9 protein-coding genes are annotated in these 12372 nt (G+C 42.3%); 6 read left to right on the top strand and 3 right to left on the bottom strand.

Features of this window, described 5'->3' with window-relative positions; translation table 11 throughout:
- Positions 1-40: 40 nt before the first annotated feature.
- Positions 41-793, bottom strand: coding sequence for a CPBP family intramembrane glutamic endopeptidase (locus A3KS_RS22610; protein WP_026394962.1), 753 nt, complete (start codon positions 791-793; stop codon positions 41-43).
- Positions 790-1368, bottom strand: coding sequence for a TetR/AcrR family transcriptional regulator (locus tag A3KS_RS0110945; RefSeq protein ID WP_026394963.1), 579 nt, complete (start codon positions 1366-1368; stop codon positions 790-792). The genes A3KS_RS22610 and A3KS_RS0110945 overlap by 4 nt, the downstream gene beginning before the upstream one ends.
- 213 nt (positions 1369-1581) lie before the next feature.
- On the opposite strand from A3KS_RS0110945, the gene A3KS_RS0110950 reads away from it, so the two are divergent.
- Positions 1582-1944 carry a VOC family protein gene (locus A3KS_RS0110950; protein WP_026394964.1) on the top strand — a complete coding sequence of 121 codons (363 nt, stop codon included), beginning with the start codon at positions 1582-1584 and terminating at the stop codon, positions 1942-1944.
- A gap of 287 nt (positions 1945-2231) precedes the next feature.
- On the opposite strand, the gene A3KS_RS0110955 is transcribed toward A3KS_RS0110950, so the two are convergent.
- Positions 2232-3425: a GGDEF domain-containing protein gene (locus A3KS_RS0110955; protein ID WP_026394965.1), complete on the bottom strand. Its 1194-nt coding sequence runs from the start codon at positions 3423-3425 to the stop codon at positions 2232-2234.
- Between the two features lie 276 nt (positions 3426-3701).
- On the opposite strand from A3KS_RS0110955, the gene A3KS_RS0110960 reads away from it, so the two are divergent.
- The 5 genes from A3KS_RS0110960 to A3KS_RS0110980 all read left to right on the top strand — a co-directional run bounded on the left by A3KS_RS0110960 (position 3702) and on the right by A3KS_RS0110980 (position 12335).
- Positions 3702-4301, top strand: coding sequence for a transglutaminase domain-containing protein (locus tag A3KS_RS0110960; RefSeq protein WP_026394966.1), 600 nt, complete (start codon positions 3702-3704; stop codon positions 4299-4301).
- 90 nt (positions 4302-4391) lie between these two features.
- Positions 4392-4781 carry a beta-sandwich lipoprotein gene (locus A3KS_RS0110965; RefSeq protein ID WP_026394967.1) on the top strand — a complete coding sequence of 130 codons (390 nt, stop codon included), beginning with the start codon at positions 4392-4394 and terminating at the stop codon, positions 4779-4781.
- A gap of 80 nt (positions 4782-4861) precedes the next feature.
- Positions 4862-6880: a M13-type metalloendopeptidase gene (locus A3KS_RS20915; protein ID WP_051355817.1), complete on the top strand. Its 2019-nt coding sequence runs from the start codon at positions 4862-4864 to the stop codon at positions 6878-6880.
- Positions 6881-7157: 277 nt separating this feature from the next.
- Positions 7158-9311 (top strand): HelD family protein, encoded by a 2154-nt coding sequence (locus tag A3KS_RS0110975; protein WP_026394968.1) that lies wholly within the window; start codon positions 7158-7160, stop codon positions 9309-9311.
- A 435-nt stretch (positions 9312-9746) separates the two neighbouring features.
- A complete protein-coding gene (locus tag A3KS_RS0110980; protein WP_026394969.1) occupies positions 9747-12335 on the top strand; it encodes an AAA family ATPase in 2589 nt (862 codons plus the stop codon).
- Positions 12336-12372: the final 37 nt, after the last annotated feature.

The following is a 12372-nucleotide window of genomic DNA, read 5'->3' on the forward strand; positions in this document are numbered from 1 at the left end:
CTTTATATAAGGTGGGAAATCAATTTGATATGTTCAGGTACTAAGCGACAGATGCTACTTTTTTAAACTGCAGTTTACGCCATAAGAAGACCGCATACAGACAGAGGATCACCGTTTGAACCAGCAGTAGCGTCATATTTAGAGCAGTTCCGGTTTCCAGGGTGATGTTGGCAATAAAATCGTGGAGGCCGTGCCAGATAATCACGGGAATAATACTTTTGGTCAGGACGACAATTTCAGCACAGACCAGACCGAACAGCCCGGCAAAAATAATCAGAATTATCACATAAAAAGGGTCGCTGCCACTGAGGGCGGTAAAGGCATGACCGATGCCAAACAGCAGCGAAGAGGCAATGACCGCATATTTCACGCCTTTGGTCTGGAGGATTTTAAACATCAGGCCCCGAAAAAATAATTCCTCGTTGATTCCGACCACAGTGGCAAAGATAAAGAGAAGCCCGACTTGGGTCAGCGACAGGCTCAGATCAAAGCCGTTCAGAAAAGGCAACAGTTCCGCCGCTAAAAGTGGCAGAAAATACAGCGCAACGGGACTGCTGTGACGCTCTAAGCCCCTGAAACCAAAGGCTGCCAACCCCAGTTGCGACCGGGCCACCAGCAACAGCCCCAGCAGAATTGAGATGCCAAAGGATAGCGTTTGGGCAATCAGGGTTTGGGTCTCATTGAAGACTAAAACGACACTGATGACACCAGCAGCAGTGGCAAATAAAATCGGCAGCAGAGCCAATAGAATGGCGCTGCGCAAAGGGTGACGGCTTGAAAAAAATAGCTTCATGATTGTTCCTCTTCTTTCATGGTAAATAAATTCAGATAACCTTTAAAGGCATCCATCAGGATCGTTTCGATTTCTTCGTGGCTGAAATGACATTGATTGGTTGCCACCAGCGAGGCAATCCCATGGGTTAACAGCCAGATATCAACATAGAGTTTTTTGGAATGATCGTGATTTAACCCGGTCATCCCGGCAATCATCGCGATCACTTCCTGATTGTCGTCCCCGGCAATCATATCCATCGGGCTGTCAACATGAAGAGACTCGGACATAAACAGTAACTTAAAAAGATTCTTTTCTTCGCTGGCAAAGCGAATGTAGGCCAGTCCCATCCCTAAAAAGGGGATACGATGATTCATGCCATCCAGCATATAAGTATTAAATGAATCCTCAACCTTTTGATAAAGGGCCGTTTTTAAATTATCCATATTCTGAAATGTCCGAAAGACCGGCTGGATTGAACAGCCCAGGATTCTGGCAATTTCTCTGGCATTTAAACCTTCGATGCCGGACGTTCTGGTAATTTCCAGCGCCACATCGAGGATGGCATCTTCTTTGATTTTTATTTTAGGCGGCATTGTGCGAAGTCCTTTCAAAAAAACTATATGATATGTAACGTGCGATACATATCATACGTTACTTTATATTCTATAGGCTGGAAAGGTATTTGTCAACAGAAAAAATCCCGCCATTCAACACAATTGATTCGCTTCTGCAAAGACTGATTTTATGCTACAATATTTAAAATAACAAATTCAAATAAAATTTTTGCATCTGCAAAGGAGAATGTTATGAATTTATCATGGGTAACCCTCACGGTTAAAGATCTGGATGAATCGATCCGCTTTTACACTGATATCGTTGGTTTGACGCTAGACAGCCGCCGGCCGGCTGGACCGAATATGGAACTGGCCTTTTTAGGCGACGGCGAAACCAAGCTGGAACTGGTTTGCAATCAGGCCGTCTCGGAGTTTAGCATCGGCGCCAGTATTTCGCTGGGCTTTGAAGTGGCATCACTGGATCAAACCATGGCAGCGTTAAAAAAGAAGGGCATCGCGCTGCATAGCGGCCCGTTTCAGCCGGCCCCACACATCAAGTTTTGCTTTATCACCGACCCCAATGGGTTAAAGATTCAGCTGCTGGAACATATGTAAAAAGCTTCGATAACTACATGGTCAACGGCAAACGGCTGGTGGAAGCAGCTGCTGGAACATATGTAAAAAGCTTCGGAACGAAATCAGCGGATTCATCTCAATAAAAAAAAGCACAGGCGCAAAATCCTGTGCGAGGTTGTCGATAACTACCGTACCGACCAATTGTTCATCTGTTGTTCCCGCGCCTTGAGAAATCCGCTGCGCTTCTTAGTATCAGGTGTTAAGCTGGGTGAGTTGATTAACATTGATTACAATTGGGGCGAACTTCATCTTTACTCATCAACAAGCTATGCTAAGGAAGATAAATGCCTGGAGACCGCTGGATCCGATGCTCCGGATATTGAGCCCGATTGTTCAACCCGGTTTCTGCCGTTTTCTTTGGCCAGATACAAAGCGTCATCTGCTTGTTTGAAATAGTGATCAAAGTTTTTGATGCAATCCTCGGTTATCAAAGAAACCCCCATACTGACGGTAATGGTTATATTCCCCTGTTCGGAAGGGTAGGAATCGTTGGCAATCTGGTCTCGGATCATTTCCGCAAGATTTAATGCCTGTTTCAGACTTGTCACCGGTCCGGCGACTAGAAATTCCTCGCCGCCCCATCGGGAGACGATAAAATCATCAGAAACCGCATTCTCAATAATTTGGGCGATGTGAATCAATACCTGATCACCGACCAGATGGCCGTATTGATCATTGATTTGTTTGAAAAAATCAATATCCAAAAGCAGCAAAGCGATTTTATTGGTACTCTGCTGATGCAAAGTGGATAACTGGTGTTCAAATTCCAGACGATTGTACAATCCGGTCAGGCCATCGTGGGTTGAGATGTAATTCAGCTTTTCATTGGCCAGTTTTAACTCGACGGTGTGCAGTATATTGTCATAATAGTATTTATATAGATAGCTTGAAATGACAACGACAGCCAAAAAAAAGATCGAACCGTTGGTGAGGCTACTGAATTTTGCAAAAGGATCTGTCTGAAAAATAAGCATTCCCATGACAAAGATACCATAGGATGGTATCAGAACAATCAAGTTGGTGGGAAATGGCATCAGCAGAGCGACACCCGCCATCAGAATATAAGCAATATATACCGTGATTCCATTGCCGTTGATCTGATCCAGACTATTGATCAAACTCAATAGCACCAGAACAAAAGAAGTAACAACGGGAACAAAGAAATTTATCGCCCCATATTTATTTTTAATGGTTTTTCTCATCAGGGTCCAGCCGAGGGAAATCAACCAAAGAGCTAAATGGAGAACGAAATAACTGAGATGGATCCATTTTTCGTGTGAGTTTTGTTGTAGGAGACCTTCAATATCAAAGAATAGGATGATAAATGGTTCAATGATGAGCATCCAAAAAAAGAAGTAGTTAAGGCGTTTGATGTTGATTTGGTTGGTATTCTGCTGAATCAATGAAATGGTTGATTCTGGCGGAGCATTCCCGGCCGTTAGGAGATGTTTGTTTTTCATGTGTAATCCTCGCAATATGAAATAATAGCATTTTATTATACACTAAAAATGGCAAATTTAAACTAATATTAAGAAGCTCTTCTAGAATACCTTCTTAAAGCACCTATTATTTTACCATAAATTAATGAAGTAATCTCTCTATTCCTGGGAGGTGTTTGTTGATAAGGTGGATTCCCGCTGAGGTTCAGACCATTGATTAAGCCGCAAGCAGGCACCTGTTACTGGTAGTCGTTATAAACGGTGATATATCCAGACCAATTTGAAAGGAAATGAAGCATGACACAAAAATTCTTATTAGCAACAGATATGATTGATTATCATCATATCGCCATCCAGAATAAAATACGGCAGTTATTTACAGCGGGGATGAATGATATTGATAAGAGCAGAGCAGCCTATGTATTTGTCAGGGATCAAGTTTCCCATTCCTTTGACTGCAATGCCCAGGTAATTACGGCAAAAGCTTCCGATGTGCTGATCCACCAAACCGGTATTTGTCATGCCAAAGCTAATTTACTGGCCGCCCTGTTGCGATCCCAGGCGATCCCCACCGGCTTTTGTTTTCAGCATCTTACCCTGGCCGACGATGACTCGCTGGGGTATTGTGTCCACGCCTATAATGCCGTCTATTTGGAAAATCGGTGGATCAGGCTGGACGCCAGGGGTAATAAGCCTGCTGTTGAGGCGCAGTTTTCACTTAGCGAACCGATCCTGGCCTTTGCGAACCGTCGGGAATACGATGAATACGATTGGCCGGGTATCTACGCCAATCCCCACCAGGCCACCATGCAAAGGCTGGAAAAGGCGGGATGTCTTCAGGATATCCTTGACAACATTCCGGATACGCTCGGCAAGATACCGGATCTTTTAGCGTAACGTGTGGACCTGTCGCCAGGCATCTAAATAGAAAAATTAAACTATCGATGATAAAGTGGAACTGATTTTGAGAAGAGAAAGGAAAGATCTATGAAAAAAATAGTATTAATGATAGCTCTGATGGGCTTGCTGCTGCTGACTGGTTGCGAAAGCGAAGCCGAAAAGGTTTCTTACAATTTGTCGCAACAGGCTGATAACTTCAATGTGATCCGGCAGTTGACGGTGATTAATTGTATTGAAGGCGACGTTTTGTTTCAAATGACCGGCAAAATGTCAATTACCGCCGATACTGCTGATAATCAGTTGGAAGTCATCGTTGAAGATGAGGACGGTAGTTACAAAAAACATTTTATCGGGTTAAGTGACAACGTTACTTATGTGCTGGAAGATTTAGGTGAGAACGCGGTTTCGAAGTATAAATATACCCTTAATTATAATCCTAAAATGTGGATTCCCGTAGAAGTTCAGACCATCGATTAGGCAGCCGGAGCCACCGTGCGGTGGTATCACGGTAAACGTGCCATGTTTTAAACGAAATGATACCCCGACAAGGAGATGAAATGAAAAAAAATAATGCGATTCAAAAACTGGCCCTGGTGATGGTTGTCCTGGTGCTGGTCAGTTTCACTGGCTGTGCCAATTCACAGGCCGGAAAAGCAGTTAAACCGAGTGAGACTGCGGACTTTTATAGCGCCATTAATTATGATTTGCTGGCGGAAAAGACGATTCCGGCAACCGAAGGAGAATGGGACTACTTTTATGAATTAGATGAAAAAACATCGGGCCAGCTACAGGGGATTGTCAGTGAGTTGGCAAACAGCGGCAAAACCTATCCCCAAGGTAGCAGTGAGCAAAAAATAAGCGATCTGTATGCCTGTGCCATCGATCTTGACACACGCAACGCCCAGGGTCTGACCGCGGTGACACCGTATCTGGAAAAGATTGAATCAGCCCGGAATCTCGATCAGTATCTGGAGGGACTGAGCGACCTGTCGGCCATCGGGGAGTCCAGCCTGATTCGCTACGGTTATTATCAGGATGATATGAATTCGGACGCCTTGATGGTGGGCTTTGAGTCGATGGATGCGTTAATCGGCAAAGAATACATGGAAGACCCTTCGATGCAGGAATATTGCGACGCCTATAAAGGGTATATCCAGGATATGCTGGTGCTCAGCGGTGAGGATAAAGAGACCGCCGGGAAAAATGCCGAAGCAGTTTATGCCTTTGCCAGCGCAGTGGCTGCCCAGGCCTTGGCACCGGAGGAGTTTTATGACCCGGAGCGCTACTATAATGTCTATAGCTATGATCAACTGCTGGCTCTTTATGGCAATATTAATATGGCGAAGTATCTGGCCGCCCAGGGGCTTGGCAGCGAGGATCACTACGTGGTCTTTGAGGTGGAGGCGATCAATCAGATCAATACGATGTTGACTGAAGAAAACCTGCCGGTGCTGAAAGAGTATACGAAATTTGTCGTCTTAAATGATTTGGCCGACTATGCTCCGATTGCTTACCGGGATCTTAAACTGGAGATGGCCATGAAACTGGATGGCTCAACAGAGAAAAAAAGCGCCGAGCGGCTGGCCTTTGACGAGGTGGAAAGCTTTCTGGAATGGGAATTTGGTAAGATCTATGCCGGAAAATACTTTAATGAAAAAGCCAAGCAGGATATAAAAACGATGGTGGCGACGATCAGTGAAGAGTACAAGGCCATCATCAACGCTCAGGATTGGATGAGCCCGGCGACCAAAGCCAAAGCGATTCTGAAGCTGGATACCATGGATTTAAAAATTGGTTATCCCGATCAATGGCCAACCATTGGCGATACGCTCCAGGTAACCGCACCCCAAGACGGCGGCACTTATCTGGCCAATGCGCTGGCCCTGATGAAGGCGACCCGACAATATGACTATGATGAATATAAAAAAGGTGTCAACCGGGAGCAATGGTACATGGCACCCCAGGAGGTTAATGCCTACTACAATCCGGCCAATAATGAAATCGTCTTTCCGGCAGCCATCTTACAGGCCCCATATTTTGATGAAAATCAGAGTAATGGCAAAAACCTGGGTGGCATTGGCGCCGTCATTGCACACGAAATCAGTCATGCCTTTGATAAAAGCGGCTCGTTATATGATGAAAAGGGCAATTACAATGTCTGGTGGACGGAGGCCGAGTATCAAAAATATGATGAACTGTCCCAGAAAATCATTGACTATTATGGGAACTATACCATTTCGACCGGAGAGTCGGTTAATGGCACCCTGACCCTGTCAGAAAACATTGCCGATCTGGGGGCCTTGACCACGGTGACCGCGGTGGCACAAAAACAGGGCGAATCCCTGACCGATGTTTACAGCAGCTGGGCTACGATCTGGGCCAAACTCTCAACTCCGGATCTGGAAAAGAATTATTTGTTGACCGATGTCCATGCCCCGGCGGCAGTTCGGGTCAATGCCGTACTCAGCTCAATTGATGCATTTTATGACAGCTATGGGATTAAAGAAGGCGATAAAATGTATGTTGCGCCCGATGACCGGGTGGCGATCTGGCAGACAAACACAACGAATCATTAATGAGAAGAATTAGAGAGGAGCTCTGATAGAAAATATGAAGTATAACAATCATCAAGGTATCCTGATCGTGAGCAAAAAAATAACCCGCTGTTAAGAAGTACAGTTCGGGTTGGTAACGATTAATGCATATTACATTTTGTAGATGTCTTTTCTGGTCACTTCTATCATATCATGAAACCCAAAAAACTACAAGACTGGTCGAAAGTGCAGGGTTATGGTAAACTACCAAGCGAAGCATTGCATGGGCATTGCCGATTTAGATTAAGGGGTATGTTTAATGAATGAAAATAACCATAACTGGTGTATTGAAGAGCAACGACTGAAGGAAACCATTGAAGAAGCCAGGGCACAACTTGATGATGCGTTGAAAGCGAATGAGAAGAACCGGGAAATGATCCAGGCGGCCAAAAAAGAAATCCGTGAAAATACTTCCCATGGCATTGGCAATCTCTGGGGTTCCGATGGCTTTGAAGCGCTGGTTGAATTGAGCCAGGCGATGGCTCCGGTGACAGAACGAACGGCCCTATATGAATTTACCGAAGCCAAGATCACCAAGCTTCGGGGCATTCTTGACACGCCTTATTTTGCCCGGATTGATTTTTGTTTTAGTGATGGCGAGCAAACCGAACCAATCTATATTGGTCACCATTCACTGAAAAAAGAAAACGCCTATAAAATGCTGATCCATGACTGGCGGTCACCGGTTGCCAGCGTTTTCTACCGTTTTGCCCCGGGGGATGCCTGGTATGATGCACCGGTTGGTCGGATTGAGGGTAAGCTGCTGTTAAAACGCCAATTTGAAATCAAAGATGGCCATCTGGATTTCTTTTTTGATGCCGATCTGCAGGTCTTTGATGAGTTTCTTAAGAAGCTCCTGTCCAGCAATACCTCGCCGAAAATGAAAACCATTGTCGAATCGATCCAGCGGGATCAGGATCTGGTGATTCGGGATATGGAAAACGATGTGTTGATTGTTCAGGGCGTGGCGGGCAGCGGCAAAACCTCAATAGCCCTGCACCGGGCCGCCTATCTGATGTACCAGGGTTTATCAGATCGTCTTCAGGGGCGGGAAATCATCATTGTCTCGCCCCATAAACTGTTTGAACAGTACATTGCCAACGTGATTCCCGAACTGGGGGAAGAAAATGTCCGGACACTGGTTTTTGATGAAATCATTAAGGATCTGATCGATAAAAAATTTGAAACAAAGAACGTTTTTCTGGAACGGGTTTTATCAAATGGTCCTCAGAGCCAGCTAAAAAGCGACAGCATGGCATTTAAGGCCTCGGCGGATTTTATCAAAATTCTGGATCGTTTTATTGATGATATTCCCCAGCACTTAATGAACATCCGGGATATCCGCTATAAAGGTGAGACGATTTTTACCCGGGCCGAAATCATCAGCCGTCTGCAAACGAACCCCGATACGCCCTTAAAAACCAAACTGGGCTATCTGGAAGAGGCGATCAATGAAACGGTCTATGGAAAATGGCGACGTCCGCTTAAAAGCTCGGTCCGGAATGAAATGATGCGCTTTGCCGAAATCGATGCCTTGAATCTTTATGCCCAGCTGTTTGAGAATGACGGTTACTTTTTTAAAATTGCCGCGGGGATTGCCCTGCCGGAGGGGATCCGCAAAATGCTGGCGGTGACCAAACGAAATCTGATCCACCATCACTTAAACTATGATGATGCCGTTGCCCTGGCATATCTGAGCTTAAGGCTGTTTGGAGCAAAAGAATACGCTACCATCAAACAGGTGATCATCGATGAAAGCCAGGATTATTATCCCCTCCATTATGAAATCCTGAATCGGTTGTTTTTAAAGTCCAAGTTGACGATTTTGGGGGATATCAATCAGACCCTGCAAAAAAATGAAGATCTCAGCTTTTATGAAGCGATCGCAAAGCGCCTGAACCGCAAGAAAAGTGCCCTGGTGACGATGAACAAGAGCTACCGTTGCACCAGCGAGATTTTACGTTTCAGTAAACAGTTCATCGATGATGCCATCCCGGTGGAGAGCTTTAACCGCAGTGGGGAAGAACCGGTGTTGCTGGGTGCGGCCGATACCGAAAGCCTGGTGGAAAAACTTTGTGACACAATCAACCAGTGTCAAACGGCGGGTTACCAATCGATCGGGCTGATTGTAAAAACCCAGAAAAATACCATGGTGCTTTTTGAGGCATTAAAGAAAAAAATGTCGGTCAATCTGATCCGGCATCAGACGGTTGTTGAGATTGAGGGCGTTTCGATCATGCCTTTGTACCTGTCAAAAGGTCTGGAGTTTGATGCGGTGTTGATCTGTGATGTCAGTGCTGAGAATTATCACAGTGAGGCTGATAAACGGTTGCTTTATATTGGCTGTACCCGGGCCCTGCATCGGTTGTATCTGCTCTGGGAAGGCCAACCGAGTCCCCTGCTAACCGATTAAAGGGAGGTATCGGGGGATGCCGTGATTTCGGTCAAGTCGGAGGGATGGCTTAATGGTCATCACTTCGGCTTATTTTTTTGCCCAAACGGCGATAAAATCTTTCCGTCGGTACCATTAAATGATACAATAAATCCATAAGAATCGATTAAAACAATGATTTGTAATTGTGAATGTCCAGCACAAACGGAATAGCAGAGTACCCCAGATATTTGGTGATAGGAGTTTGCCATTAAACTTTTTATGAATCCACGTAGTTATATATGCTACAAAAAAATTCGTGAGTATTCTTTATTTGATACGCATTAACCGTTTACGTAATAAGCGAAACGTTACTTTGTCATAGAATTCACAATTATTGAGGATACATTAAGATACTAATACGTAAAACACGGAACTTTAAAAAACAACAACCGACAAAAGAAAGGAATTCATATAATGTCAGTATATCAAGATATCTTAAATTGGTCGCAAGACAGGCAAGCATTTGTTCAAGATGCACTAAGAAGACTGATAACATCATCAGCACTTACACAAAACGATATTGATGAACTTGTACAATTAGTGAAAAAAGAATGTGGCGACTTGTCGATTTCTATAAATGCGATTCCGCTTGACAATAGTCATATACCTATATCAACTGTAACAAATGGAGACTGTCCAAGATTAATTAGTCTAAGTAATCCTATAAATATTTGCGCTTTGCATAATCAGGGAAATTTGCAATTTTCAAATACGGGTTTGACTGTTGTTTATGGAAATAATGGCTCTGGAAAATCAAGTTACTCACGCATTTTAAGAAAATTTTGTTGGAGTAGAAATCCTGATATTACACTTAAGAAAAACGTTTTCAACCCATCAAGCAGCCAACAGCAAGTTGATTTTGTCATTGAAAGAAATGGCTCGAATGATAGTTTCACTTGGACTGAAAGCAGCTCAAGGAATTCTATTCTCAATTCAATTTTTGTATTTGATAACGAATGCGGAGATGTTTACATCAACAACGAAAATCCCACCGAATATAAACCTGTTGGAATTGATATTTTAGAAAAATTGATTTCAACTTTTGGAATAATTTCACAAACTTTGGATTCGTCTATCGCTTCGTACATTACGCAAAAACCTACATTACCTCATAGTATGAGTCAAACAAATATAGCTCAATGGTATGAAACAATTGAAAATTTAGAACGAGTTAATGTTGATTCACAAATTCAATTTATCAAAATGGACACCATTAGAAAACAAGAACTTACAAACTTAACAACAGCGCAAAATCCCCAACAGGATATTACAAATTTAACCGATCAGCTAAAACGAATTGACGGCTACATTCGACAAATAGCGCTAATTGAAGCATTATTCAACGAACAGAACATAAACGAACTAAGAGCAAATAGAAACAAATTTGACAGTGTATACCATGCATATCAAATTGCAACAACCGAATTACAAAATATGGACACCCTAGACGGATTTGGAACAAATCCTTGGAGAACGTTATGGGAAGCCGCAAAAAAATATGCACATAGTTCAAATCTTTCGGATGGTCAGAACTTTCCATCTTTGATATCTTTACAAAAATGCGTGTTATGTCAACAAGAACTTGACGAAACCGCACAACAGAGAATGTTAACATTTAATAAGTTTGTATTAAATGATGTTTCAACGCAGTTGAGTTCAATTGACTTGACAATTCAACAAAAATTGAGCTCATACAATTCATTAGTCGTTCCGCCATATGAAAATCTTACTGAATTAGAACAAGTAATACCAAACTTTAAAGACAACTACATTCGATTTGCTAATTCAATTACAATATTAAAAAATTCAGTTATCGCATTTTTGCAAAACGGTGGCAACCTAAACGTCAATTTACAAACTATGACACCAAGCATAAAGGCACTAGTTCCAAGTATTAATTCAAAGATTGAACAGTATAAGCAGCTTTGGAAAAATAGAAACGCTTTTATTTCTGAACTAGATGAACTTAAAACAAAAGAATTTTTGTTCAATAACAGGACTATAATTCTTAAATACTTCGACGAATTCAAATACAAATCTTGGATATGTCAGTGTCAATCGAAACTTGCGACAAACGGAATCTCACGTAAAATTGGCGAGTTGATGGGAACCCAAGCAGTGAGTTTACAGCACCGAGAATTTATTAACCATCTTAACTTCTTTAATATTGATTTAGCTAGCAAAGTTCTGATTTCGAAAACAAGAACAAGCCAAGGAAATACATATCAAAGATGTAGTTTAAATGGCATCAACGAATCAATAAATTCCATTATGAGTGAAGGTGAACAAAAAATCATTGCCTTGTCAAATTTTCTTGCAGAATGTACGATTGAAAATCGTCTGAATACTATCGTATTTGACGATCCGGTTACATCTTTAGATTTAGATTATAGAGATTTGATTGCGACTAAAATAGTTCATTTATCGCAAAACAGACAAATAATAATTTTCACTCATGACTTATCATTTTTACGATTGCTTATAGATACGCATAAAGCAATCGAAGGCACACACTGCAAAATTATAGGTATTGACAAATACAACGGCATTAGCGGTATTGTAACAGACGAAATTCCATATTTGGCGAAAAACGTTCAAGAAAGAGTGAATTCAATTAGCAGGATCTTGAAAGAACACGATTCACTTGATTTGACTGATTCGCATGGTAGAGAAACCAAGCTTGATTCGGCACGAAAAAGATTTCGAATGTTATTAGAGCGTTCTGTTGAAGAAATTTTATCTAACAAAACTTATGAACGTTTTAGTAAAAATATACATTTGAAAAAAGGCAATTTATCAAGTTATATAGTTACCGAACAAGAAGATGTTGATTTTCTTTTAAATTTATTTAGCAAGTATTCTATAACAGAGCATGATGGAGGAATATCAACAATTCCACAGCTACCAACTAAATCTGAAATTGAACAAGACATCAGAAGTTATTCAACTTGGAAAGACAAGTTTAAGCTTAAGTTGAATACATTCCTAGCAACATACAATTAAAAAAATAGGTACACAAGGGGACGGAGGTTTTGTGCGC

This window comes from Acetobacterium malicum subsp. dehalogenans DSM 11527 (assembly GCF_000472665.1).
In the GTDB taxonomy this organism is placed as follows: Bacteria; Bacillota; Clostridia; order Eubacteriales; family Eubacteriaceae; genus Acetobacterium; species Acetobacterium malicum.

Coding starts and splice junctions, on each gene's coding strand:
- A3KS_RS0110955 (WP_026394965.1), bottom strand. CDS start 3,425: ATGAAAAACAAACATCTCCTAACGGCCGGGAATGCTCCGCCAGAATCA.
- A3KS_RS0110980 (WP_026394969.1), top strand. CDS start 9,747: ATGTCAGTATATCAAGATATCTTAAATTGGTCGCAAGACAGGCAAGCA.
- A3KS_RS0110950 (WP_026394964.1), top strand. CDS start 1,582: ATGAATTTATCATGGGTAACCCTCACGGTTAAAGATCTGGATGAATCG.
- A3KS_RS0110945 (WP_026394963.1), bottom strand. CDS start 1,368: ATGCCGCCTAAAATAAAAATCAAAGAAGATGCCATCCTCGATGTGGCG.
- A3KS_RS22610 (WP_026394962.1), bottom strand. CDS start 793: ATGAAGCTATTTTTTTCAAGCCGTCACCCTTTGCGCAGCGCCATTCTA.
- A3KS_RS20915 (WP_051355817.1), top strand. CDS start 4,862: ATGAAAAAAAATAATGCGATTCAAAAACTGGCCCTGGTGATGGTTGTC.
- A3KS_RS0110960 (WP_026394966.1), top strand. CDS start 3,702: ATGACACAAAAATTCTTATTAGCAACAGATATGATTGATTATCATCAT.
- A3KS_RS0110975 (WP_026394968.1), top strand. CDS start 7,158: ATGAATGAAAATAACCATAACTGGTGTATTGAAGAGCAACGACTGAAG.
- A3KS_RS0110965 (WP_026394967.1), top strand. CDS start 4,392: ATGAAAAAAATAGTATTAATGATAGCTCTGATGGGCTTGCTGCTGCTG.